18 protein-coding genes are annotated in these 25,921 nt (G+C 69.4%); 5 read left to right on the top strand and 13 right to left on the bottom strand.

Annotated features, from left to right (window positions below):
* Positions 1-33: 33 nt before the first annotated feature.
* Positions 34-1,230: a hypothetical protein gene (locus OG568_RS33110; protein WP_329534195.1), complete on the bottom strand. Its 1,197-nt coding sequence runs from the start codon at positions 1,228-1,230 to the stop codon at positions 34-36.
* A gap of 189 nt (positions 1,231-1,419) precedes the next feature.
* Here OG568_RS33110 and OG568_RS33105 point away from each other — a divergent pair, with 189 nt between their 5' ends.
* Entirely contained in the window at positions 1,420-2,004 is a 585-nt protein-coding gene (locus OG568_RS33105) for a TerD family protein (RefSeq protein ID WP_329534194.1), read from the top strand.
* Positions 2,005-2,169: 165 nt separating this feature from the next.
* Here OG568_RS33105 and OG568_RS33100 read toward each other — a convergent pair whose 3' ends face one another.
* Entirely contained in the window at positions 2,170-4,803 is a 2,634-nt protein-coding gene (locus tag OG568_RS33100) for an amino acid permease (protein WP_443077803.1), read from the bottom strand.
* Positions 4,804-5,090: 287 nt separating this feature from the next.
* On the opposite strand from OG568_RS33100, the gene OG568_RS33095 reads away from it, so the two are divergent.
* The 4 genes from OG568_RS33095 (at position 5,091) to OG568_RS33080 (ending at position 8,783) form a co-directional block, all read left to right on the top strand.
* Entirely contained in the window at positions 5,091-5,561 is a 471-nt protein-coding gene (locus tag OG568_RS33095; protein ID WP_329534193.1) for a VOC family protein, read from the top strand.
* Between the two features lie 561 nt (positions 5,562-6,122).
* On the top strand, positions 6,123-6,692 hold the full coding sequence (locus tag OG568_RS33090) for a hypothetical protein (protein WP_329534192.1): 570 nt from the start codon (positions 6,123-6,125) through the stop codon (positions 6,690-6,692).
* Positions 6,693-6,696: 4 nt separating this feature from the next.
* Positions 6,697-7,725, top strand: a complete 1,029-nt coding sequence (locus OG568_RS33085; protein ID WP_329534191.1) for a peptidase — start codon at positions 6,697-6,699, stop codon at positions 7,723-7,725.
* Positions 7,726-8,072: 347 nt separating this feature from the next.
* Entirely contained in the window at positions 8,073-8,783 is a 711-nt protein-coding gene (locus tag OG568_RS33080; protein ID WP_329534190.1) for a hypothetical protein, read from the top strand.
* Positions 8,784-9,319: 536 nt separating this feature from the next.
* On the opposite strand, the gene OG568_RS33075 is transcribed toward OG568_RS33080, so the two are convergent.
* The 11 genes from OG568_RS33075 to OG568_RS33025 all read right to left on the bottom strand — a co-directional run bounded on the left by OG568_RS33075 (position 9,320) and on the right by OG568_RS33025 (position 25,893).
* Positions 9,320-11,290, bottom strand: coding sequence for a TIGR03960 family B12-binding radical SAM protein (locus OG568_RS33075; protein WP_266413965.1), 1,971 nt, complete (start codon positions 11,288-11,290; stop codon positions 9,320-9,322).
* 81 nt (positions 11,291-11,371) lie between these two features.
* Positions 11,372-12,988 carry a CYTH and CHAD domain-containing protein gene (locus tag OG568_RS33070; RefSeq protein ID WP_329534189.1) on the bottom strand — a complete coding sequence of 539 codons (1,617 nt, stop codon included), beginning with the start codon at positions 12,986-12,988 and terminating at the stop codon, positions 11,372-11,374.
* A 505-nt stretch (positions 12,989-13,493) separates the two neighbouring features.
* Positions 13,494-14,690: a rod shape-determining protein RodA gene (gene rodA, locus OG568_RS33065; RefSeq protein WP_329534188.1), complete on the bottom strand. Its 1,197-nt coding sequence runs from the start codon at positions 14,688-14,690 to the stop codon at positions 13,494-13,496.
* A complete protein-coding gene (gene mrdA, locus OG568_RS33060; RefSeq protein ID WP_329534187.1) occupies positions 14,687-16,948 on the bottom strand; it encodes a penicillin-binding protein 2 in 2,262 nt (753 codons plus the stop codon). The genes rodA and mrdA overlap by 4 nt, the downstream gene beginning before the upstream one ends.
* A gap of 152 nt (positions 16,949-17,100) precedes the next feature.
* Positions 17,101-17,766 carry a rod shape-determining protein MreD gene (gene mreD, locus OG568_RS33055; RefSeq protein ID WP_329534186.1) on the bottom strand — a complete coding sequence of 222 codons (666 nt, stop codon included), beginning with the start codon at positions 17,764-17,766 and terminating at the stop codon, positions 17,101-17,103.
* Between the two features lie 13 nt (positions 17,767-17,779).
* Positions 17,780-18,718, bottom strand: a complete 939-nt coding sequence (mreC, locus tag OG568_RS33050) for a rod shape-determining protein MreC (protein WP_266582460.1) — start codon at positions 18,716-18,718, stop codon at positions 17,780-17,782.
* Positions 18,719-18,925: 207 nt separating this feature from the next.
* Positions 18,926-19,945 (bottom strand): rod shape-determining protein, encoded by a 1,020-nt coding sequence (locus OG568_RS33045; RefSeq protein WP_037747701.1) that lies wholly within the window; start codon positions 19,943-19,945, stop codon positions 18,926-18,928.
* A gap of 428 nt (positions 19,946-20,373) precedes the next feature.
* Positions 20,374-20,787 (bottom strand): nucleoside-diphosphate kinase, encoded by a 414-nt coding sequence (gene ndk / locus OG568_RS33040; RefSeq protein ID WP_054231901.1) that lies wholly within the window; start codon positions 20,785-20,787, stop codon positions 20,374-20,376.
* 237 nt (positions 20,788-21,024) lie between these two features.
* Positions 21,025-21,378 (bottom strand): DUF4233 domain-containing protein, encoded by a 354-nt coding sequence (locus OG568_RS33035; RefSeq protein ID WP_266413959.1) that lies wholly within the window; start codon positions 21,376-21,378, stop codon positions 21,025-21,027.
* 5 nt (positions 21,379-21,383) lie between these two features.
* Positions 21,384-22,925: a bifunctional tetrahydrofolate synthase/dihydrofolate synthase gene (gene folC / locus OG568_RS33030; RefSeq protein ID WP_329534185.1), complete on the bottom strand. Its 1,542-nt coding sequence runs from the start codon at positions 22,923-22,925 to the stop codon at positions 21,384-21,386.
* 343 nt (positions 22,926-23,268) lie between these two features.
* Positions 23,269-25,893, bottom strand: coding sequence for a valine--tRNA ligase (locus OG568_RS33025; protein WP_329534184.1), 2,625 nt, complete (start codon positions 25,891-25,893; stop codon positions 23,269-23,271).
* Between the last annotated feature and the right edge of the window lie 28 nt (positions 25,894-25,921).

The following is a 25,921-nucleotide window of genomic DNA, read 5'->3' as shown; positions in this document are numbered from 1 at the left end:
CGGGCCTTCGGGCTGTCGCTTGCCCAGTGTCGTTCAGTCCTTCGTGAGAGCCGTCGTACTGCTACCTAGAGTACGTGTCTCGGCGGCTCCCGGTTCCCGGGGAACCTTCGCCAGGGGCACCCGCCCGGTCTCCCGGGGCGTGCCGAAGAGCATGCGGCGGATATCGGCGCGGGTCTGCCGGGCCGACTCGCGGGCGGTGGCCAGGGCCTGCCGGGTCACGCGGCCCACACTGCGCGCGGCCTCGGCGGCGGGCCGCAGGACGGTGTCCCGGACGACGTGTCCGACCGGCGTCAGCACACTGCGGTACACCCACCGCACGGGTTCGACGAAGATCCACCGGAAGAGTCGTCCGAGGAACCGGCCGACGGCGAGCGAGAGGTGTCCGGCCACCCGCCAGGCGTGCCCGAGCGCGTCCCCGACCTCCCGCGCGACGACGGCGAGGACGCGTCCGACCGGTACGAGCACCCAGCGCCACAGGGCGAGGGCGGGCAGCACGAGCAGAACGCGCAGGGTCCAGTAGAGCGCGGCGCCGATCCCGGTGAAGATCATCCGTACGAGCCACCCGAGTCCGCGCGCCGCCCACGCGATCGCCCGTCCGACAGGGGCGAGGATCCACTCGTACAGCCACAGCGCCGGTACGACGATCAGCTGGCGGACCAGCCAGGCCACGGCCCGGTACACCCCGAGCCCGACCGCCCCGAACCCGATCCCGAGGCCCCTGAGCAGCCAGGCGACGGCCCGTCCGACGGGGGCCAGCACCCGGGCGTACACCCAGGCGAGTACGGCCCCGATGCCACGAAACACCCACGCGAACCCGGCGCCGGCACCGCGGAGGACCCACATGAGCCCGGCGCCGACGCCCCGCGCCGCCCAGGCGATCGCGTGTCCGACGGGCGTGAGCACCGTCTCGTACATCCACACGGCGGGCACGACGAGCAGCACGTACCCGAGCCACGCCAGCGCCTTTCCGGCCGGCACCACGGCATGGCGCCACAGCGTCAGCCGCGGCCAGACGAACACCGCCCACGCCACCCGCCGGAGCACCCGCCCCAGCGGGCGCAGCACGGTGTCCAGCAGAAACCTTCCGCCGACCACCAGGGCGTCCCACAGCATGCGTACCGGCACGACGAGCACAAGGACGACGATCCGCACGGGCAGGCGGATCGCGACCGTGAGGCACCCCTCGGCCGGTACTGCGGGTCGCTCAGCAGGCGACTTTTCCAGATCCATACCGTTGTAGACGCGTCAGCGCGGCATCTGGATGCACGCCCGGAGGCCGGTTGCACTCCCGGTGGAACTTCCGGCGGTCGTGCTGTTCCGCCGGGCCAGGAGCAGCTCCCAACCCCCGCCAGGGAAGCGCCAGGAACTCCGGGCACACTTTGCGTGTCGCAGTCCCGTCTCCAAGAGGATGATCCACGCATGATTACGCTCACTAAAGAAGACGGCCCGGCGGATCTGGACGGAGTCACCCATCTGTCCATCGGAGTGTCCTGGGATCCCACCGCGGGCAGCAGCGGTGGAGTGATGGGCGCACTCCGCCGCAAGACCGGCACCGACCTGGACCTGATCGCCATCGCGATGCAGGGCGCGGACCCGGTGCGTCTGGCAGGGCTCGACTCCCTCGACCCCATGGGCAACGGTTCCCTGGTCCACAGCGGTGACAACCAGACCGGACGCGGGGAGGGCGACGACGAGACCGTGACGGTCGAGTTCGCCCGGATACCGCCCAACATCACGTCGATCGTGTTCATCGCCGCCGCCTACAAGAAGGGCAGTTCCTTCCAGAAGGCACGCAACATCAGCTTCAAGGTGTACGACGCGACCGGCGGCAGCACTCAGCAGGTCGCCGACATCTGGCCGAGCATGCTCACCCAGGACAACGGGTGTGCCGTGGCCAAGGCCGTTCGGGTCGGCGGCAGCTGGAAGCTCGAGGTCATCAATGTGACGGGGAAGATCAAGCAGGGTGACGAGCACGCCCTGATGCGCTTCGCCGTCAGCAAGTAGTCCGACCTCAGTGGTCCGACCTCAGTAGGTGGAACGAGGCTCCTGCACCGCGCTGGGCCTGGGCCGAGGCCCGGGCCCAGGCGCGGGCCGGACAGCGCAGGCGTCGAGGAGCCGGGCGAAGTCGAGGCGCTGGGCGAAGAGTCGGGTGCGCCTCCACACCACCGATCACGCGTCCGCCGGTGGCAGGTCCTGCTCGGTCCAGATCGTCTTGCCGGTGGGTGTGTAGCGCGTGCCCCAGTGGTGGGTCATCTGGGCGATGATGAACAGACCCCGGCCTCCCTCGTCGTCGCTCGCGGCGTGCCGCAGATTGGGCGTGGTGTGGCCGGTGTCGGAGACCTCGCAGATCAGGGTCCGGTCGCGGATCAGGCGTACCTGGATCGGGCCGCCGACGTAGCGGATGGCGTTGGTGACCAGTTCGCTGACGATGAGCTCGCTCGCGAACGCCAGGTCGTCCAGCCCCCAGTCGCGGAGCTGCTTGCTGACGGCGGTGCGGATGGTGGCCACCGCCGCCGGGTCCGGGGGCAGCTCCCACTGGGTGAACTGGTTCCGGTCAAGCAGCCGTGTGCGGGCGATGAGCAGCGTCGCGTCCTCGTCCACCGCCCCGGGCAGCAGGCTGGTCACCGCCCGGTCGCACAACTCCTCCAGGGACGCTCGGCCGTCGGCGAGGACCTGGGACAGCTGCGCGAGCCCGGCGTCACGGCCGTCGGCCGCCTGGAGCAGGCCGCCCGTGAAGAGGGCGACGAGACTGCCCGGCGGGAGCTCCAGATCCGTGCTCTGGTAGGGCACGCCGCCGATTCCCAGCGGCGGTCCGGGGGGCAGCTCCGGGTGGTCGACGACACCCGTGTGCGGTTCGACGACCAGCAGCACCGACTCCCCGGCCCGCGCCAGACTGCACTTCCCCGAGACGGGGTCGTACACCGCGTACAGGCAGGTCACGCCCAGGGCCGCGTCGGCGTGCCGCCTCAGGTGGCCCGGGCCGTGGCCGACGCCGCCGTCGTACGCGGTCTGCTCGACCAGGTCGTCCAGGCGGGACAGGAGCTCGTCCGGGCTCAGGTCCAGCCGGGCCAGGACACGCACACCCGTGCGCAGGCGCCCCATGGTGGCCGCGGCACGCAGGCCGTGGCCGAGCACGTCCCCGACGACCAGGCCGACCCGGGTGCCCGACAGGGGGATGACGTCGTACCAGTCGCCGCCCACCCCGGACCCGCTGTCGGCGGGCAGGTAGCGGCTCGCCGAGTCGACGGCGGCGTGCCGCGGCAGGTGGCGCGGAAGCAGACTCCGCTGGAGTTTGAGGGCCACGGCGTGGCCACGGGTGACCACCGGCATCAGCAGGAGACCGAGCAGCAGGGCGCCCAGACCCAGGACGGTGACCCCACCCGTCCTGCCGATCAGCGGCAGGTCGACGCTGGTCGTGCCATATCTGGGTTTCGCGTAGACGACGAAGGCGGCGTAGAGGAACAACACGAGCATGATCAGCCCGCCGAGCCCTGGCAGCACGCCCTTGAAGACCAGGTCTTTGGCACTGCGGGTGAGGACCTTGCGGTGGTACCAGACACAGGCGAAGCCGGTCAGTCCGTACTGGAACGCGATCGCGAGACCGACCGAGTCGATCGAGTCCGCCAGGACGTTCCGGCTGAACGCCGTCAGCAGGACCAGCAAGACGATCGACGCCGCGCCCATGCCGACGGTTCCCCACGTCGGAGTGAGGAACCTGCGGTGGACCCGGGCGAACCGGGAGGGGACGGCCTTGTGGACCGCCATGGAGAAGACGACCCTGGCCAGGGGCAGGATGGTGGTCTCGGCGGAGGCCAACGCGGAGGTCAGCACCATCAGGATCAGCAGTCTCGACAGGATCTGCCCCGCCTCGTCGCTCCCGAACACGGCCCCGCCCACTACCGAGAACACGTCGCCCGCGTTCCGCGTGTTGCCGAGCCCGATACCCGAGGTGCCGACTCCCGCGAACGCCTGCGTCGAAGTGGACACCAGCCCGTACATGATCAGGAGCAGCACGGTGGACAGGACCGCGGCGCGCCCGGGGACACGCTTGCTGTCGACGGTTTCCTCGTTGACCGAGAACGCGGTGTCCCAGCCCCAGTAGATGAAGACCCCCGCGAGGAGGCCGGAGGTCAGGGCTGTTGCCGAGGGCACCTCGAAGGGGTTGAACCAGGAGGCGGAGACGTGGATCGCCGTCGGGGGAGGGCTGGTGTAGACCCTGACCAGCGCCGCGACGGCGAACAGGATCAGCATCACCACTTCCAGGAACAGCAGCCAGCGCTGGACGGCCGCGGAGAACTCGATGCCGACATAGCAGACCACGGTCAGCACGGCGATCCAGGCGATACCCGCCACGGTGGTCCACAGCCGGTTCTCCGCCAGTCCGTTCAGGCCCACCAACCGGAAGCCGTAGGTGGCGGCGATCTCGGCGAGGCTCGCCATGACGATGATGTTGGCGACGATGAGGCCCCAGCCGCCCATCCAGCCGGTGCGCGGTCCGAAGGTCCGGGTGGCCCAGGTGAAGGTGGTCCCGCAGTCGGCGTTGCTCGCGTTGAGCTCCCGGAAGGCGTACGCGACCATCAGCATCGGGATGAACGCCAGCATGGTGACGATCGGGGCCTGCAGTCCGACCCCGGCGACGATGATGCCCAGCGTGGCGGCCAGGCTGTACGCCGGGCCGGTGGAGGCCAGGCCCATGGCCACCGAGGAGAACATGCCCAGGGCGTCGTTCTTGAGCCCTTTCCGGCCGGACCCCGTCCCCGGAGCGGGGCGGCTGGAAGACTCGGCGCCGCCAAAGTGCCTCACACTTGATTCCAACGCCGGGCCACTGCCCTCCGCAACAGCGCGGGGCCGACGGGAAGGCCGCCGGTAGCCGCACGGAGGCCCGTACCGGCCTCAGACCCACTCCGCCACCGAGTGGACGTCCAAGGAGCCTCTGGGCCCCGGCAGGGGTGTTCGAGGGCCCCCGCCAGGGCCTCGATCACCCGATCGAGTGCCCCTCACACCTCAGTGCGCGTGACCACCGATGAGTTCCGCCGGCTGCGCCGGTCTACCAGGACGTACGCCATCGAGCCACCGACTGGAGACCCACCATGACCCATCCCGCGCACCCCGGCCGCATGCTGTTCGTGAACATCCCCGTAACGGACCTCGAGCGCAGCAAGGCGTTCTTCGCCAAGCTCGGGTTCAGCTTCAATCCGAAGTTCACCGACGAGACCGCCGCCTGCATGCTGGTCGGCGAGCACGCCTTCGTCATGCTGCTCAGCCGCGAGAAGTTCGCGGAGTTCGCGAAACTGCCGATGGCCGATCCCACCACGCACACGCTGGCGTTGTACTGCTTCAGCGTGTCGTCCCGCGATGAGGTCGATACGGTCAGCGCCGCCGCGCTCGCGGCGGGCGGCTCCAAGGCAGATGACGCCGAGGACTACGGCTTCATGTACTCACGCAGCTTCTTCGACCTCGACGGCCACGGCTGGCAGGTCATGTGGATGGACCCGGCGGCGGTGGAGCAGGGCCCCGAGGCGTGCGCGGCCTCCATGCAGGACGCCGACACCCCGGCCTGACCCACCGCGTTCCGCACATGCGCCGTCGTCGTGCGGCCGACCGCCACGCCGAGAGCCCCAACGACTGGTGCGACGGCCGGACAGAGACGCTGGCGTACGTGGCCGTCCGACGTCGTTGATGTCAGCCGTGGATGTCAGAGGCCTTCCGATCCGTAGCTCGGTCGTTGAAGGTCATCCAGGCTGCCGCCACGCCCATGAGGGCCGGTGCGGATCGCTGCTGGTTGCTGCGTTGCTGTACTTCGCTGCTGTACCGCCATCGTCGGCCGGTGGCCCGTCCGCGGAAATCTCTCGGGCGGGCCGGACACAGACAGCGGCCTGCCTATGACTCCATGCCTGTGCCGTGGGGCTACGAGCGCTGCGAGGCAGAGGCGTGCCCACGTGCGGGGCTGCGGCCGCCTCGCTGCCATCGGCACGTCACAGCCCGTCAGTCGCTTAGCTCGGCGTTTAGCGCCGCAGGTCACCTCGCTCCGGCTGAAACATGGTCATTCGTGTGGTGGAGTGCGGCGCGCGTCGGCTTGTGTGAACAGGCCGCGCCCGATTGTCTGCGTCACGTCAGCCAGCATGTCCGCTGTCAGCCAGGATGTCCGCTGGCGGGCGGCTACTTCGGGAGTTACCGTGCGCGCACGAAGCCTATCTGTCGCGGCCGCAGCCGCTGCTCTCGTCCTGGTCCAGCCGGGTCTCGCCGTCGCGGCGGCCGACCCCAGCACCACAGTCACGTACACCGTCACGTCCGGCGCATTGACGCTGTCGGTACCGGTCAGCGCCAGCCTCGGCTCGGGAGCGCCCGGCACCCAGATCAGCGCGCCGATCGGCCCCGTGACTGTCACCGACGATCGCGCCCTCCTCTCGGCCTCCTGGACGGTAACCGCGGCGGAGACGGACTTCACGAACGGTGCGTCGACGATTCCCGCCACCAGCGCTGCCTACGATCCCGGGTCGATCACGACGACCGGTACCATTACCGCCACCGGAACGCCCGTGACGCTGAGCAACTCCGCGCAGACAGTAGTCACCGGGAGCTCCGGTGTCGGAGACAACACCGCGACCTGGAACCCGACAGTCGCCGTTAGCGTGCCCGTCGGCGCCGTCGGCGGGGCCTACACCGGAACGCTGACCCAGTCCGTTGCCTGACGGAATGAAGGGTGCGCGCCGGTACTGGGTTCTGCTGCTGGTGCTGGCCTTCGTACAGGCGGCCGGGGTGATGCCGGCGGCGGGGCACGGGGCGCCCGGGGTGTCCTCCCCCCAGGACCCGGCTGCCGGCAGGATCATCAGTATCAAGCTGCTCGACGCTCCGGAAAGCCGCCGTGCCGATCCCAGGGCGCATGCCTACATCGTCGACCACGTCGCGCCCGGCTCGACCATCGAGCGGCGGGTGGAGGTCACCAACGAGTCGTCCACACCGATGCACGTCAACGTCTACGCCGCGGCGGCCACCATCGCGAAGGGTGAGTTCACCTTCGCGCCGAAGCGCACCTCCAACGAGCTGACCGGCTGGACGTCACTCGATACGGCGGACCTTGACCTGGCGGCCTCCGAAACGGCGCGAGTACGCACCACCATCCGGGTGCCCAGGGACGCCGCCGCCGGGGAGCGATACGGCGTCATCTGGGCGCAGACGGGCACCCCCACGGACCGCTCGCACAATGTGGCGATGCTGGGCCGGGTGGGCGTCCGCATGTACATCGGCGTCGGTCCCGGTGGTGAGCCACCCTCGGACTTCAAGATCGAGCGGCTCTATCCAACCCGAGCCCGCGACGGGCGGGGGGAGGTTCGCGCCCGGATCCACAACACGGGGGGCCGTGCCCTGGACATCAGCGGGGCACTCTCCCTCTTCGACGGGCCGGGCGGACTGCGCGCTGGACCGTTCTCGGCCAAGACGGGCACCACACTGGCTCCGGGCGACCTTGCGGAGGCGGTCGTCCCGCTGGACGCACGGCTGCCGGACGGCCCGTGGACCGTGAAGCTCACGCTCAAAAGCGGCCTGGTCGAGCACACCACGCGCGCCACCATCACCTTCCCGACGACTCTTGGTAGCGCCGGAGCGGTCGCCGCGTCGGCCGCCCAGCAAGGGCACTTCCCCACCCCCGTGGTCGCCGGGCTTTCAGCCCTCGTCCTCACCGCTCTGTACCTTCTGCTCCCCAAGTCCCTCCGGCGCCGCCGGTGACCACTCCGACCGAGCCCCGCCCCCGCAGCCGGCTGATCTGCTCCGTGGGCGACGCATGACGGTCGTCATCGAGCGCGTCACCGCTCCTTTTGCGCCGGCGCCATCCTCGCCGGCGCTCTGACCTCGGTGAACCACTCGCCCACCCGCTGTGTTTGTCGAGTCTCGTGTGCTCGCCGCGATCACCGTCGTGTCGTATCCGCGAGCCCACTCGCGGTAGCGTAAAGTGATCTTCATTTCACGATGAGTATCCACAGCTTGTTGTCGACGGTTTGGAAGCGGAGATGGCGGTGTTCAGGCGTGGGAGAGGGCGGACTGAAGCAAGCCGCGGCACGGGAGGTCTGGGCGGCATGTTTCGACTGTGGCTGAGGGTGCGGGCCCGCAAGACGGGGGCGGTCGTGACAGTCGGGCTGGCCGTTCCGGCGATCGTCCTGGCCACAGCCTGGACCGCCACGGTTCAGCGCGACTACGTCGCCCAGGTCAACTACGGGACGGTGCCGGTGAACGACACCTTCACCACCACCGGCCTCACCGAACCCAGTGGCACCGCCACCACTGACCCCAGCGGCACCGACAGCACCGGCCTCACATTTACGGTCATCCCAGTCGGCCACCCCTCCCTCACCATCGCCAAGAGTCACGCGGACACCTTCACCCGGGGCGAGGACGGCGTTTACACCATCACTGTGGGTAACGTCACCGCAGCCGGCCCGACCAATGGCACCACGGTCACCGTCCACGACATCCTCCCCACAGGTCTTCGGGCCGACAGGATCACCGGCAGGGGATGGCACTGCATTCTGGCCACCCTCACCTGTACCCGCAGCGACGTCTTGCCTGCCGGGCACAGCTACCCGCCCGTCACCCTGAAGGTCGATGTCTCCTGCAACGCCCGTGCACGGGTCACCAACACCGCCACCGTCACTGGAGGCGGTGACACCACCACTCACACCGCCACCGACACCACCACGATCGAGCACCACGAGCACCACGGGCACGACGGCGACGGGCACGACGGCCACGACGGGCGTCATGACCACTGCGATCGCCACGACCACTGACAACACTCAGCCCGCGTAGGCGTAGCGGAAGGCGTGCAGGTCCATGAGTCACACCGCCTGGCCGACCGCCCCAGCCACCACGTGTTCTGACCTCATGCCCTGTGTGCCTGCCTCCGGGCGGGAGCGGGCGGCCCGCGGTGCCGAACGTGGCGGAGACATGAGCGCGGGTGCCGCCGGCCGCCCGCTCCAACCAGTAGAGAAAGTTGTAACTCAGTGCATGGCGTGGGGCGTAAGGCACCCCACAGCGCCAAGCCCATGGACTCCCGCGCCGACGAAAGCCAGCGAGCCCCCTTCCCCGTCAGGAAAGGGGGCTCGCGGCCACACAGTCGCGCACAAGGCGATACGGACCTCAGACCCACTCCACCTCGGAAACGATGTGCAGCGAAGCCTCAGGGCCCGGCAGCGGCGTCCGAGAGGGTGGCGACGGCGCCGACGGGCGAGGGACCGAAACCCCGGCCGCGGACAGCGCAGCCGCCACCTCGTCCTCGCTCGCCCCCGCCAGCGCCTCAATCACCCGATCGAGTGCCCCGCGCACCTCAGTGCGCGTGACCGCTCCCAGCGGGGGCCGGCGCGGCGTTCTTGACGGTCAGCGGCAGCAGCTTCTTGCCCGTCGGGCCGATCTGGATGCTCGTGTCCATCTGCGGGCAGACGCCGCAGTCGAAGCACGGGGTCCAGCGGCAGTCCTCGACCTCCGTCTCGTCGAGGGCGTCCTGCCAGTCCTCCCAGAGCCAGTCCTTGTCGAGGCCGGAGTCGAGGTGGTCCCAGGGGAGGACCTCCTCGTAGGTGCGCTCGCGGGTGGTGTACCAGTCGACGTCCACGCCGAAGGCGGGGAGGGTCTTCTCGGCGCAGGCCATCCAGCGGTCGTACGAGAAGTGCTCGCGCCAGCCGTCGAAGCGGCCGCCGTCCTCGTAGACCGCGCGAATGACGGCGCCGATGCGGCGGTCACCGCGGGAGAGCAGGCCCTCGACGATGCCGGGCTTGCCGTCGTGGTACCGGAAGCCGATGGAACGGCCGTACTTCTTGTCGCCGCGGATCTTGTCGCGGAGCTTCTCCAGGCGGGCGTCCGTCTCCTCGGCGGAGAGCTGGGGCGCCCACTGGAAGGGGGTGTGGGGCTTGGGGACGAAGCCGCCGATCGACACGGTGCAGCGGATGTCGTTCTGGCCGGAGACCTTGCGGCCCTCGGCGATCACGCTCATCGCCATGTCGGCGATCTGCAGGACGTCGTCGTCCGTCTCCGTCGGCAGACCGCACATGAAGTACAGCTTCACCTGACGCCAGCCGTTGCCGTACGCCGTGGAGACGGTCCGGATGAGGTCCTCCTCCGAGACCATCTTGTTGATGACCTTGCGCATGCGCTCGGAGCCGCCCTCCGGCGCGAAGGTCAGACCGGAGCGACGGCCGTTCCTCGTCAGCTCGTTCGCCAGGTCGACGTTGAAGGCGTCCACGCGAGTGGAGGGGAGGGAGAGGCCGATCTTGTCTTCCTCGTAACGGTCGGCCAGGCCCTTGGCGATGTCGCCGATCTCCGAGTGGTCGGCGGAGGAGAGGGACAGCAGGCCGACCTCCTCGAAGCCCGTCGCCTTCAGGCCCTTCTCCACCATCTCGCCGATGCCCGTGATCGAGCGCTCGCGCACCGGGCGGGTGATCATGCCCGCCTGGCAGAAGCGGCAGCCGCGCGTACAGCCGCGGAAGATCTCCACCGACATCCGCTCGTGGACCGTCTCGGCCAGCGGGACCAGCGGCTGCTTGGGGTACGGCCACTCGTCGAGGTCCATGACCGTGTGCTTGGACACGCGCCACGGGACGCCCGACTTGTTGGGCACGACACGGGCGATACGGCCGTCGGAGAGGTACTCGACGTCGTAGAACGCCGGGATGTAGACGTTGCCCGTCTTCGCCAGGCGGAAGAGGACCTCCTCGCGGCCGCCCGGGCGGCCCTCCGCCTTCCAGGCCCGGATGATCTCCGTCATGTCGAGCACGGCCTGCTCGCCGTCACCGATGATCGCCGCGTCGATGAAGTCGGCGATCGGCTCGGGGTTGAACGCCGCGTGGCCGCCGGCCAGGACGATCGGGTCGTCGAGCGTACGGTCCCTGGACTCCAGCGGGATCCCGGCCAGGTCCAGGGCCGTCAGCATGTTCGTGTAGCCCAGCTCCGTGGAGAAGGACAGGCCGAAGACGTCGAAGGCCTTCACCGGGCGGTGGCTGTCCACCGTGAACTGGGGGACCCGGTGCTCACGCATCAGCTCCTCCAGGTCCGGCCAGACGCTGTACGTGCGCTCGGCGAGGACGCCCTCGCGCTCGTTCAGCACCTCGTAGAGGATCATGACGCCCTGGTTGGGCAGCCCGACCTCGTAGGCGTCCGGGTACATCAGCGCCCAGCGGACGTCACAGGCGTCCCAGGGCTTGACCGTGGAGTTGAGCTCTCCGCCGACGTACTGGATCGGCTTCTGCACATGCGGGAGCAGAGCTTCGAGCTGTGGAAACACCGATACAGCGGTTTCGGCAGGCATCTCGCGAACCTTCGTGAGCTGGGAGGTACTGACAGGGGTGACCATCCAGACTAACGCGGCCGGAGCCGGCCCCCGTACGCCTCAGACGGCACCCTTGCCCTCGATCGCCTCCCACTCCCCCGGCAGCGCCGCCTCCACCGCCGCCGCCCGCTGCTCCTCACGGCCGTACAGCACCCCGTACGTGAACGCGTTCTCGTCCGCCCCCTGCGCCTCGGCCGCCAGCTCCCGCAGGGTCTCGCGGACCATCACGCTGTCCTGGTGGTCGCCCAGCAGGGTCTGCAGGGACTTCATCGACTTGACCAGCTCGGCGGCGGGTTCACCGAGCGCGGGAGTGGCCGTCTCGGCCGCGTAGCGCGTGCGCTTGGCCTTCTTGCGGGCGTCGTGCATCGCGAGGTCGCGCTCGGAGCCGGGCGACAGCTCCAGGGCCTGCCCGACCAGGTCGGCGACCTTCTTGAAGTCCTTCCGTACCGCCTTGGCGATCACCTTCTCGGGCTCCTTCGAGGCCGCCTCCAGCAGGGGCGGCCCGGCCACCAGGGTGTCCAGTGTCGTCAGCAGGTCCAGGTAGCGCCTGCCGTCCAGCACGGCGATCAGGCGTTGCCGGGAGCCGGAGCGGCGGGCCCCCGACCAGGTGTCCAGGCGGGCCTGGACGGGGCCCATGATCAGGTCGGACGGGAGGCCGTCGAGCGCCGCCGTCAGGTGCTCGGTGAGAACCTCCTGGTCGCGGTCGACGCCCAGCTCGGCGGCGAGCCACTTCAGCTCGTCGCCGACCGGGCCGGTGACGGTGCGGTCGAGGACCTTGCCGTACGAGCGGAAGGTGCTGCGGAGGCGGCGGGTGGCGACGCGCATACGGTGCACGGAGTCGGGCACGTCGCGGCGGACGGCGGGGTCCAGCTCGACGATCGCGTCGCGCTGGGCGCGGACGTAGGCGAGGACGTGGTCGCCGGCGGTACGCGGGGCCGACTCGGGGGGTCCGGACTTCGCGTCCGTCGCCTCCTTTGTTGCCTTCGTCGCCTTCTCGCCCTTTGCCTCCTTCCCCGATCTCCCTGATTTCTCCGACTTCTCCGGCTTCTCCGGCTTCGTGGACCTCCGGGGAGCCGTGTCCTCGAGCGCCTTGGCCAGTTTGGACGCCGAGGCGGAGCGCCTGAGGCCCGCCTTCCGGAGCTTCTTCTCGACCTTGTCGAGGAAGGCCGGGTCGCCGTCGTCGGCGAGTTCCACCTCGATCTCGGTCCATTCGGCGCTGCCCGCCCCGCCGCTGAGGCGCTCCGCGCGGACCCGGTCGACGCTGACCTCGGCGAGGAGGGTGCCGGAGGCGTCGACCAGGTGGCGGACGTCACGGGCCGACAGGAGATGTACGACAGGGACCAGTTCGGCCTCCCGGACGCGGGAGCGGACGAGGGCGGTCAGGTCGTCGGGGACGGAGTCGGAGAGGGGGGCGCGGATTTCGTCGCGGACGCCCTCGGAGACGGGGAGTTTGAGGTGCCAGCCCGCGTCGTCGCCGCCGGTGCGGCGGCGGAGGGTGAGGGAGGCGGTGGCGAGCCGCTGGTCGGCCGTGTCGTAGTAGGTGGCGTCCAGTTCGGCGACGCCCTTGTCGATGACGCGCGAGACTCCCTGGACGTCGGTCAGGTCCGGGAGTGGCGTGTCGCCGCCGGCCGGAGGACCCTCGTACTTTCGCTCGATTTCGCGCTTGGTGTCCGCCATGAACTGAATCTAGTGGCTGTCGGGCCGGGATGGCAGGGGCAGCCTCTGCCGGGACCCCCGGGAACGACCGGATCTCGCCCCCGCCGCCCCTACCCGTCCCATCCCCAGGGGCTCCGCCCCTTCAACCCCACCAGGGGCGCTGCGCCCCCTGGACCCCCGCATCGCCCTGAACGGCCTCGTCCTCAAACGCCGGACAGGCTGAAGATGCACGCCAGCGCTACTGAGGAGGCGCGGGGAGATGCGGGGCGAAGCCCCCGCCCCAGGGGCGCGGGGAACTGCGCGACCAGCCCCCACCGGCCCGCGGCCAAAGAACCTCCCAGCCGGCGGGGATCCGGGGCGCAGCCCCGATCCCCCAGGGGCGCGGGGAACTGCGCGACCAGCCCCCACCCACCCGCAGCCGAAGAACCTCCCGACCGGCGGGGATCCGGGGCGCAGCCCCGGCCCACCCGCGGACAAGGAACCCTCACCCACCAACGCACCCCCCTCCCGCCCAACCGCCGGAGGCCTACGCCGACATGGGGCGCTGGACTCTGATCGACTGCAACAACCCCACCGCCACCCACACCGCGAACATCGACGAACCGCCGTAGGAGACGAAGGGGAGGGGTAGGCCCGCGACCGGCATGATGCCGAGGGTCATGCCGATGTTCTCGAAGGCCTGGAAGGCGAACCAGGCGATGATGCCGGCGGCGACGATCGTGCCGTACAGCTCGGTGGTCTCGCGGGCGATGCGGCAGGCCCGCCACAGCACTACGCCCAGCAGGAGCAGGATCAGGCCCGCGCCCACGAAGCCCAGTTCCTCGCCCGCGACCGTGAAGACGAAGTCTGTCTGTTGTTCGGGGACGAACTGGCCGGTGGTCTGGGAACCGTGGCCGAGGCCCGTGCCGAAGAGGCCGCCGGAGCCGATGGCGATACGGGCCTGGTTGGTGTTGTAGCCCACGCCCGCGGGGTCGAGGTCGGGGTTGGCGAAGGCGGCGAAGCGGTTGATCTGGTACTCGTCGAGGATCTTGAGCTGCCAGATGGCCACCGCGCCCAGCGCACCGGCGCCGAGCAGACCGAACACCCAGCGGTTGGAGGCGCCGGAGGCGAGCAGCACACCGAGCACGATGATGACCGCGACCATGATCGTGCCCAGGTCGGGCATGAGCAGTACGACCATCATCGGGACGGCAGCGAGGCCCAGGGCCTGCAGCACCGTGCGGTGGTCGGGGTACTGCTTGTCGCCCGCGTCCACCCGGGTGGCCAGCAGCATCGCCATGCCCAGGATGATCGTGATCTTGGTGAACTCGGCGGGCTGGAGCGACAGACCGCCCGCGACGAGCCAGTTGCGCTGGCCGTTGATCGTCGCGCCCAGCGGGGTGAGCACCAGCAGGATCATGAAGACCGAGAGGCCGTACAGGATCGGGACCGCCGTGCGCAGGGTGCGGTGGCCGAGCCAGATCGTGCCGACCATCAGGCCGAAGCCGATGCCGGTGTTCATGAGGTGGCGGATGAGGAAGTAGTACGGGTCGCCCTGGTTGATCTCGGTGCGGTTGCGGGTCGCCGAGTAGACGAGGGCCGAGCCGATCAGGGAGAGCGCCAGGGCCGAGAGCAGTATCGGCCAGTCGAGGCGGCGGGCCAGTGAGTCGCGGGCCAGGAGCCGCGACATCCCGCCCCGGGCGGGGCCGTAGCCGGAGACGGAGAAGTTGTTCGCTCCGGTCATGTCAGGATCCTCGTCCCCCGCCGCTTCTTCGGCCGGTCCGTACGCCTTCGGGTGTTGCGGTTACTGGCCGTCGGGGACGGCGTGGTGCCCGCGGGCAGCTGCTGGTCGGTGGCCCCGGGTGAGGGCGACTCGCTGGCCTGCAGGTCCTTGACGGGGTCCTTGGAGATCTCCGGGGTGTCGATCGAACCGTCCGTCTGGATCTTCGGCAGGCCCTTCTGGGGGGTGGGGAGGAGGGCCTTCGAGTTGTCGATGGAACCGTCGGCCTGGACGCCGTACAGCGCGTTGTAGATGTTGCGCACGGCCTCACCGGAGGCGCCGGAACCCGTACCGGCCTGGGCGATGGTCATGACGACCGTGTAGTCCTTGGTGTACGTGGCGAACCAGGACGTGGTCTGCTTGCCGTAGACCTCGGCGGTACCGGTCTTGGCGTGCAGCGTGATCTTGTCCTGCGGCCAGCCGCCGAACTTCCAGGCGGCGGTACCGCGGGTGACGACGCCTTCGAGGGCCGAGTTCATGCCCTTGAGCGTGTCCTTGCTGATCGGCAGCTTGCCCTTGACCTTGGGCTTGATCTCCTGGACGGTCTTGCCGTCGGCGCTGACGATCGCCTTGCCGATGGTCGGCGTGTGGACGGTGCCGCCGTTGGCGAGCGCCCCGTAGATCATGGCCTCCTGGATCGGCGTGACGAGGGTGTCGCCCTGACCGATGGAGTAGTTGATCTCGTCACCCTCGCGCATCTTGTTGCCCTCGAGGCAGTTCTCGTACGCGATCTTCTGGACGTAGTCGCCGTCCTTCTTGCCGGTCTTGCACCAGACGTCCTTGTTGGCCTTCCAGTAGCTCTGCTTCCACTGGCGGTCCGGGACGCGGCCGGTGACCTCGTTGGGCAGGTCGACGCCGGTCTCCTTGCCGAGGCCGAACTGGTGGGCGGCCTTGAAGAAGTAGTCCTTCGGCTCCCCCTTCTTGGGGTTGATGCCGCCGTCCTTCTTCCACTCGTTGTCCGCGAGGCCGTAGAAGACGGTGTCGCAGGAGACCTCGAGGGCCCGGCCGAGCGAGATGGGGCCGAAGTTCTCGCCCTCGAAGTTCTTGAAGACCTGGCCGCCCACCGAGTACGAGCTGGTGCAGGGGTAGCCGCCGTCCCACTCGTAGCCGGCCTCGACGGCGGCGGCCGTGGAGACCACCTTGAAGGTCGAACCGGGCGCGGACTGACCCTGTATGGCCCTGTTGAGCAGCGGGTAGTCGGAGTTCTTTCCGGTGAGGGCCTTGTAGTCCTTGGCGGAGATGCCGCCGACCCAGGCGTTCGGGTCGTACGTCGGGGCGGACGCCATGGCGACGATCCGGCCGGTCTTGGCCTCCATCACGACGACGGCGCCCGAGTCGGCCTTGTAGTTCTCACTGGTGATCTTGTCGTACTGCTTGCGGGCTTCCTTCATCGCCGTGTCCAGCTCGTACTCGGCGACCCGCTGGACGCGGGAGTCGATGCTGGTGACGAGGTTGGAACCGGACTGCGCCGCGTCGCTCTTGGCCTTGCCGATCACCCGGCCGAGGTTGTCGACCTCGTAGCGGGTGACGCCGGCCTTGCCGCGCAGCTCCTTGTCGTACTGGCGCTCGAGGCCGGAGCGGCCGACCTGGTCGGAGCGGAGATACGGCGAGGTGCTGTCCTTGGCCTGGGTGATCTCGGCGTCCGTGACGGGCGAGAGATAGCCGAGGACCTGAGCGGTGTTGGCCTTGCCGGGGGCGGCGTAACGGCGTACGGCCTCGGGCTCGGCACTGATGCCCGGGAAGTCCTCGGAGCGCTCACGGATCTGCAGGGCCTGCTTGGCGGTGGCCTCGTCGGTGATGGGGATGGGCTGGTAGGGAGAGCCGTTCCAGCAGGGCTGCGGCGTCTTCGCGTCGCACAGCCGGACCTTCTGGATGACGTCCTCGGGCTTCATGTCGAGCACGTCGGCCAGCTTGGTCAGCACCGCCCTGCCATCGTCCTGCATCTTCATCAGGTCGGTGCGCGAGGCGGAGACCACGAGCCGGGTCTCGTTGTCGGCGATCGGCACGCCGCGCGCGTCGAGGATCGAGCCGCGCACCGCGGGCTGGACGACCTGCTGGACGTGGTTGCCGGAGGCTTCCTTGGCGTACTCCTGGCCGTTGCGGATCTGGAGGTACCAGAGACGGCCGCCGAGGGTGCCGAGGAGGGAGAGGACGAGGATCTGGATGACGACGAGTCGGATCTGGACCCGTGGGGTCCTGCCGGTCTCGGGAATGTTGGTCACTGGTGCTGCCTCCCCCTCTCAGAGTGGGCACGGGACATGGGCGCGCGAGCCGTCTGCGTACGGGGCACCACATGCGTACGAGTCATACACGTCATACGAGTACACGGCGAACCTGGGAGGCTTGACCCCGGGGTCGGTCAACTGACGTGTCCTCACAGGCGCTTGACCCCCTTGATGCGCCCCGCGCGGGCGACGCGCGCCCGCGCGGCCTTGACCCGTTGGCCGCGCTGGCTGCCGATGCGCAGGCCGGTGCCCGAGGCCAGCCAGCCCGAGGAGACGTTCGAGGCCTTGGGGCTGTTGGAGTCGGCGAGCGAACTGCCCTCCGAGCGCCGTGCCAAGGCCATCAGCCCCGGAACCACGAACGGCGCGAGGAGCAGGTCGTACAGGGCGGCCGTGAACAGCAGGCTGCCGAGGCCGACATGGCGGGCGGCGGTGTCACCGACGAGGGCGCCGACACCGGCGTACAGCAGGGTGGAGCCGACCGCGGCGGCGACGACCACGGCCATCGGGCCGGTCGCCGACTTGATCTGACCGTTCTCCGGTCTCGCCAGCCCCGCGAGATAGCCGATGACGCACAACACGAGGGCGTAACGCCCGGCGGCGTGGTCGGCGGGCGGGGCGAGGTCGGCGAGCAGGCCGGCGGCGAAGCCGATGAGGGCGCCGCCGACATGGCCGTAGACCATGGCGAGGGCCAGCACCGTGAGGAGGACGAGATCGGGGACGGCGCCCGGAAGGTGGAGACGGGCGAGGACGCTCACCTGGATCACCAGGGCGACCACCACCAGGGTGGCGGAGAGCAGCAGCCGATTGAAACGCATGGGGATTCAGCTCCTACGGCGTCTGGCCGGTGACGGGCTCGGACGCCGAGGGGGTGACCGTCACGGTCACGGTCGGCGTGGGCGTCGGTTTGGGCTTGGCCGGCAGCACCGTGTCACGTGGGTCCTTGCGGGGGGCCTCGACGACGACACCGACGATGTCGAGCTTCGAGAACGAGACGTACGGCGTGACGTAGATCGTGCGGGTCAGGTCGCCGCCTGACGGGTCGACACGGGAGACCACACCGACCGGAACGCCGGGCACGAAGGGCTTGTCGGCCTGCGAGCCGAAGGTGACCAGCCGGTCGCCCTTCTTGATCTTCGCCTTGCCGTTCAGCATCTCCACCCGCAGCGGGCGGTCGCCCTGACCGGAGGCGAAGCCGAGCTCGTCGCTGGACTCCATCCGCGTACCGACCGTGAAATCGGGGTCGTTGGCGAGCAGCACCGTGGCGGTGTCCGGACCGACGGTGGTGACGCGGCCGACGAGCCCGTCGCCGTTCAGGACCGTCATGTCGCGCTGGACGCCGTCGTTGCTGCCGACGTCGATGGTCACGGTCCAGGAGAAGCCCTGGGCGGCTCCTATGGCGATGACCTCGGCGCCCTTGATGCCGTACTGCCCGGCGCCGGCCATCTTCAGCATCTTGTCGAGCTGGCTCAGACGGCTGCGATTGCGGTCGTCACTGCCGAGCTTGGCCTTCAGCGCCGTGTTGTCGTGCTCGAGTTGGGCGATGCGATCGTGTCGGCTGTCCGAGTCGCGGACCGCGGCGATCGCGTTGCCCACGGGGTCGACCGCGGAGGACACCCCGTTCTCGATCGGGCCGAAGACCGTCGCGGCGGCCTGGCGGGCACCCTGGACCGGTGAGTCCTGTCCACCACGGATGTCCACCGTGATCAGAGCGAACGCGATGGCGATCAGCAGCACCAGGAGCAGCCGGCTCTCTCGTGTGTCCCTCACGTGCGGCGGCCGTGCCTTCCTCGTCGGAATGGGTCGGAGTCGGAGTCGGAGCCGGAATGGATCGGAGTCGGATCCGAACAGGTCAACAGGAACGCACCCCGAGCGAGTGCTGACGCCCAAGGGTGTTATGGGGGAGCTTATGCCTCAATATCAACGATCCGCCGTACGAGAAGCGATCATCCCGTACGGCGGAATCGAAGAGTTACCTCATCTGCGCGGCTGGGCGTCCAGAACCTGCTGGAGCGCCTCGAATTCCTCGACGCACTTGCCGGAGCCGAGCGCCACGCTGTCCAGCGGGTCCTCGGCGATGTGGATCGGCATACCGGTCTCGCGGCGCAGTCGCTCGTCGAGCCCGCGCAGCAGCGCCCCGCCACCGGTCAGCACGATTCCGCGGTCCATCACGTCACCCGACAGCTCCGGCGGGCACTTGTCGAGCGTCGTCTTCACGGCGTCGACGATCGCGTTGACCGGTTCCTCGATCGCCTTGCGGACTTCGGCCGCGGAGATGACAACGGTCTTGGGCAGCCCGGAGACCAGGTCCCGGCCGCGGATCTCGGTGTGCTCGTCATTGTCGAGGTCGTACGCCGAACCAATCGTGATCTTGATCTGTTCGGCGGTGCGCTCACCGAGGAGGAGGCTGTACTCCTTCTTGATGTGCTGGATGATCGCGTTGTCCAACTCGTCGCCCGCGACGCGGATGGACTGGGCGGTGACGATGCCGCCGAGCGAGATGACCGCGACCTCCGTGGTGCCGCCGCCGATGTCCACCACCATGTTGCCGGTGGCCTCGTGGACCGGCAGGCCGGAGCCGATGGCCGCGGCCATGGGCTCCTCGATGATGTGCACCTGGCGGGCGCCGGCCTGGGACGACGCCTCGATGACGGCACGGCGCTCGACGCCCGTGATGCCCGAGGGCACACACACGACGACACGGGGGCGGGCGAGATAGCGTCGCTTGTGGATCTTCAGGATGAAGTAGCGGAGCATGCGCTCGGTGATCTCGAAGTCGGCGATGACACCGTCCTTCAGCGGGCGCACGGCAACGATGTTGCCGGGGGTCCGGCCGATCATCTTCTTCGCCTCCGCGCCGACCGCGAGGATGCCACCGGTGTTGGTGTTGATCGCGACGACGGACGGTTCGTTGAGTACGATCCCGCGACCCCTGACGTACACCAGCGTGTTGGCGGTCCCGAGGTCGACAGCCATGTCACGGCCGATGAACGACATTGAGTTCCCCATCAGGATTCGTCTGGCCTTCCCAAGCGTAGCTTTGACGGCTTTTTAGGAACGGCGAGGTGGGTGCAGTGACGTGAAGGTCTCCATCGTAGACGCGCCTGCACGAACACTGCGCGAGGGTCTTCGCCATTGTCAGCATGCGTGGCGCCGCCTCGCTTCTGGAGACGGGCCAACGGGGGCACGCGTTCCCCCGATCGGCACGCATATGCCGCGGGACGGCCGGAATTTCCACGGCCGTCCCTGATCAGGCATCGAGCCGGGGGCGCAAGTCCTATTCAAGCCTTTACAAGCCGTTACAAGAACATCTTGTAATCGTGATGTACCCGCGGCTCGGGCGCGACTTGGAAGCGACTCGGAAGCAACTTGGAAGCAACTCGGACGCGACCTGCAAGCGACTCGGACCCGACTACGAGGAGGCGTCAGACGCGGCCGGGGAAGAAGATCTTCAGCTCGCGCTCGGCGGACTCCTCGGAGTCGGAGGCGTGGATCAGGTTCTCGCGGACGATCACGCCGTAGTCGCCGCGGATGGAGCCGGGGGCGGCGGCGATGGGGTCGGTGGGACCGGCGAGCGCGCGCACGCCCTCGATGACCCGCTCGCCCTCGACGACCAGCGCCACGACCGGGCCGGACGCCATGAACTCCACCAGCGGCTCGTAGAACGGCTTGCCCTTGTGCTCGCCGTAGTGCTGCTCCAGCGTGTCCTGGTCCAGCGTGCGCAGCTCCAGCGCGGTGATCTGCCAGCCGGCCTTGCGCTCGATACGGCTGATGATCTCGCCGGTCAGGCCGCGACGGACGGCGTCGGGCTTGAGGAGGACGAGGGTGCGCTGGCTCACGGTGGTGGCTCCTTCGGGTCACAAGTGTGCGGGTGACCGAGGCTACAGGGCGTGTCCGGGTGGGTGTCACGCAGAGTCAGGTGGGCGGGGGTGCGTGGGGGCAGGCAGGTGGACTTTCGTCGCGGGTCGGTGGGGGCTGGGCGCGCGGTTCCCCGCGCCCCTGGGACAGGGCCGCGCCCCGCATCTCCCGTCCGCCCGGAGTCAATTGGCCGCGGGCCGGCCCGGGGCGCGAAGCGCCTACGCCGCGTTCCCCCCGGCCTCCGCCTGCGCGGCGAACCTCGCCTTGGCCTCGTCGATCTTCCGTCCGTAGTGCACCGAGGCCCACCACAGCGCGGCGAAGATCGCCCCGAGGAAGAACATCGATCCCACCACGAACCCACTGGCGATCAGCGCGATCTGCAGGGCCCAGCCGAGCTGGACACCCCCGGGCCGGGTGATCATCCCGCAGAGCAGCACACTCACCGCCATGAAGATCCCGCTGACCGTCCACACCGTGGCCATGGACAGATCGGGATCCTTCATCGCGACGAGCCCGGCGAAGCCGATGACGAAGAACTCGCCGATCAGAGTGGAAGCACAGAGCGTACGCACAGCGGTCAGCCCCTCCTCAGGAGCAGTCGGGCCTCGCCGACAGTGATGACGGAGCCGGTCACGAGGACGCCACCACCCGCGTACTCGCCCTCCTCCTCGGCCAGCGTGATCGCCGCATCGATCGCGTCGTCGAGCCGCGGCTCCACCTGCACCCGGTCGTCGCCGAAGATCTCGACGGCGATCCCGGCGAGTTCGTCGGCGCCCATCGCGCGATGGCTGGAGTTCTGGGTGATCACGACCTCGGCGAAGATCGGCTCGAAGGCCTCGAGCAACCCCCGTACGTTCTTGTCGCCGCTCGCGCCGACGACTCCGATCAGCCGGCTGAAGTCGAAGGCCTCGCCCACGGCTTCGGCGGTGGCACGGGCGCCCGCCGGGTTGTGCGCGGCGTCCAGCACGACGGTCGGCGAGCGCCGTACGACCTCGAGGCGGCCCGGCGAGGTGACGGAGGCGAACGCCTTGCGCACGGTGTCGATGTCGAGCCGCTGGGCGTGCGCCGTGCCGACGCCGAAGAACGCCTCGACCGCGGCGAGCGCCACGGCGGCGTTGTGCGCCTGGTAGGCGCCGTGCAGCGGCAGGAAGATCTCCTCGTACTCCCCGCCGAGCCCGCGCAGGGTGATGAGCTGCCCCCCGACGGCGACCTGTCGTGCGATGACCCCGAACTCCAGGCCCTCCCGGGCCACGGTCGCGTCGACTTCCACGGCCTTCTTCAGCAGCACCTGAGCCGCGTCCACCGGCTGCTGAGCCAGGATCACGGTCGCGTCCTGCTTGATGATGCCGGCCTTCTCGGTGGCGATCTCGCCGGGCGTCTCGCCGAGCCGGTCGGTGTGGTCGAGGTCGATGGGGGTGACGACCGCGATGTCCCCGTCGATCACGTTGGTGGCGTCCCAGCTGCCGCCCATGCCGACCTCGACGACGGCCACGTCGACGGGGGCGTCCGCGAAGGCGGCGTACGCCATGCCGGTGAGCACCTCGAAGAACGACAGCCGGTACTCCTGCTGACCGTCGACCATCTCGACATACGGCTTGATGTCGTTGTACGTCTCGATGAACCGCTCGGCGGAGATCGGGGCGCCGTCGAGGCTGATCCGCTCGGTGACCGACTGGACGTGGGGGCTGGTGTACCGGCCGGTGCGCAGCTCGAAGGCGCCGAGGAGGGCCTCGATCATGCGGGCGGTGGAGGTCTTGCCGTTCGTGCCCGTGATGTGGATCGAGGGGTACGCGCGCTGGGGCTCGCCCAGGACGTCCATCAGCGCGGCGATCCGGCTGACGGAAGGCTCCAGCTTGGTCTCGCCCCAGCGGGTGGCGAGCTCGGCCTCCACCTCGCGCAGCGCCTTGTCGACCTCGGGGTCGGCCGGGCGCGCGGGCACGTCGGCCTGCCGGCCCGCGTCGGCGCCCTGGGCGCGGAGGGTACGGCTGCCGGCCTCGATCACCGCGAGGTCGGGGTCGCGGTCGGTCTCGGCCGCGACGATCTCGTCGAAGAGACCGTGCGGGTCGCGGGGTTCCGGCTCGTCCGGCTCGTTGCTGTCGTGCGGGGGGAGCTCACTCACGCTTCCAGTCTACGGAGCCGAACCGTCCCCGGGTCTCTCGCCCCCGCCGCCCCTACCCGTCCCGTCCCCGGGGCTCCGCCCCCAGCCCCCGGGGTGGGTTCTTCGGCCGCGGGCGAGTGGGGGCCGGTCGCGCAGTTCCCCGCGCCCCTGGGCACAGCGCTGCGCCCCGGCTTTTAGGGGCGCGGGGAACTGCGCGCCAAGCCCCCACCGGCCCGCAGCCAAACGAATCCGGGTGGGCGGGGAACTACGCGACCAGCCCCCTACCCACCCGCAGACCACGGACGTCGAAGGCCCCCGGGACCAGTGGGGTCCCGGGGGCCTTCGTTCGCCTACGGCGGAGCCGTCACGCCTCCGGGAGGCGTTCCAGTTGGGCCTGGATACGGGCGATGTCCTCGTCCGCCTTGGCGAGCCGCGTACGGATCTTGTCGACGACCTGGTCCGGCGCCTTGGCGAGGAACGCCTCGTTGCCGAGCTTGGCGTTCGCCTGGGCCTTCTCCTTCTCGGCGGCGGCGAGGTCCTTGGCGAGTCGCTTGCGCTCGGCCGCGACGTCGATCGTGCCGGAGAGGTCGAGCGCCACCGTGGCCCCGGCGACGGGAAGCGTCGCCGTCGCCGCGAAGGCCTCGCCCTCCGGCTGCAGCCGGAGCAGCTGCCGGATGGCCGCCTCGTGCGGAGCGAGCGCCGTGCCGTCGAGCGTCAGCCGGGCGGGGACACGCTGCCCGGGCTGCAGGCCCTGGTCGGCACGGAAGCGGCGGACCTCCGTGATGACCTGCTGAAGCGTCTCGATCTCCCGCTCGGCGGCCGCGTCGCGGAAGCCGGAGTCGGTCGGCCACTCGGCGATGACGACCGACTCGCCGCCGGTCAGCGTCGTCCACAGCGTCTCGGTGACGAAGGGGACGATCGGGTGCAGAAGGCGGAGGGTGACGTCGAGGACCTCGCCCAGGACACGCCCGGAGACCTTCGCCGGTTCGCCGCCCGCCATGAACGTCGTCTTGGACAGCTCGACGTACCAGTCGAAGACCTCGTCCCACGCGAAGTGGAACAGGGCGTCCGAGAGCTTGGCGAACTGGAAGTCGTCGTAGAGCGCGTCGACTTCGGCGACCGTCGTGTTGAGACGGGAGAGGATCCAGCGGTCGGTCGCCGACATCTCCGAGGCGTCCGGCAGCGGGCCCTCGACTGTCGCGCCGTTCATCAGCGCGAAGCGCGTGGCGTTCCAGATCTTGTTGGCGAAGTTGCGCGAGCCCTGGACCCAGTCCTCGCCGATCGGGACGTCGACGCCGGGGTTGGCGCCGCGCGCGAGCGTGAACCGGAGCGCGTCCGAGCCGTACTTGTCCATCCAGTCCAGCGGGTTGACCGCGTTGCCGAAGGACTTCGACATCTTCTTGCCGAACTGGTCGCGAACCATGCCGTGCAGGGCGATGGTGTGGAACGGCGGGGTGCCGTCCATCGCGTACAGGCCGAACATCATCATCCGGGCGACCCAGAAGAAGAGGATGTCGTAGCCGGTGACCAGCACGGAGTTCGGGTAGAACTTCCCGAGCGACTCGGTCTGTTCCGGCCAGCCGAGGGTCGAGAAGGGCCACAGGCCGGAGGAGAACCAGGTGTCGAGGACATCGGTGTCCTGGTGCCAGCCCTCGCCGGTCGGGGCCTCGTCGTCGGGGCCGACGCAGACGACCTCGCCGTTCGGGCCGTACCAGACCGGAATGCGGTGGCCCCACCACAACTGCCGCGAGATGCACCAGTCGTGGAGGTTGTCGACCCAGTCGAAGTACCGCTTCTCCATCTCCTGCGGGTGGATCTTGACCCGGCCGTCGCGGACCGCGTCACCGGCGGCCTTGGCGAGCGGGCCGACCTTGACCCACCACTGCATGGACAGCCGCGGCTCGATGGTGGTCTTGCAACGCGAGCAGTGGCCGACCGAGTGGACGTACGGCCGCTTCTCGGCGACGATCCGGCCCTCGGCCCGCAGCGCGGCGACGATGGCGGAGCGGGCCTCCAGCCGGTCCAGGCCCTGGAACGGACCCGGGACCGTGATGACCGCGTGCTCGTCCATCACGGCGATGTTCGGCAGGTTGTGGCGCTGGCCGATCTCGAAGTCGTTCGGGTCGTGGGCCGGGGTGACCTTGACCGCGCCCGTGCCGAACTCCGGATCGACGTGGGTGTCCGCGACGACCGGGATGAAGCGCTCGGTGAGCGGGAGGCGGATGTTCTTGCCGACGAGGTGCTTGTAGCGCTCGTCGTCGGGGTGCACGGCGACGGCGGTGTCACCGAGCATGGTCTCGGCACGGGTGGTGGCGACGACGATCGTGTCGTCTCCCTCCCCGTACTTCATGGAGACCAGCTCGCCGTCGTCGTCCTGGTACTCGACCTCGATGTCCGAGATCGCCGTGAGGCAGCGCGGGCACCAGTTGATGATGCGCTCGGCGCGGTAGATCAGCTCGTCGTCGTAGAGCTTCTTGAAGATGGTCTGGACGGCCTGGGACAGACCCTCGTCCATGGTGAAGCGCTCACGGGACCAGGCGACACCGTCGCCGAGGCGGCGCATCTGGCCGGAGATCTGGCCCCCGGACTCGGCCTTCCACTGCCAGACGCGCTCGACGAAGGCCTCCCGGCCCAGGTCGTGGCGGGACTTGCCCTCCTTGCCCAGCTCCCGCTCGACGACGTTCTGCGTGGCGATGCCGGCGTGGTCCATGCCGGGCTGCCACAGCGTCTCGTAACCCTGCATACGCTTGCGGCGGGTGAGGGCGTCGATGAGGGTGTGCTCGAAGGCATGCCCGAGGTGCAGGCTGCCCGTGACGTTCGGCGGCGGGATGACAACGGTGAACGGCGGCTTGTCGCTCTTCGCGTCCGCCTCGAAGTAACCGCGTTCTACCCAGCGCTCGTACAGCGTCCCCTCTACGTCGGCCGGCGCGTACTGGGTCGGCAGTTCGGGAGTGGGCTCTGATTGCGGCTGCTGAGAGTTCTCGGTCACGGGGTCAGTTTAGAGGCGTCACCGCCCT

The organism is Streptomyces sp. NBC_01450, assembly GCF_036227505.1.
Lineage (GTDB): Bacteria > Actinomycetota > Actinomycetes > Streptomycetales > Streptomycetaceae > Streptomyces.
This window is presented reverse-complemented; position numbering and strand designations above follow the sequence as displayed.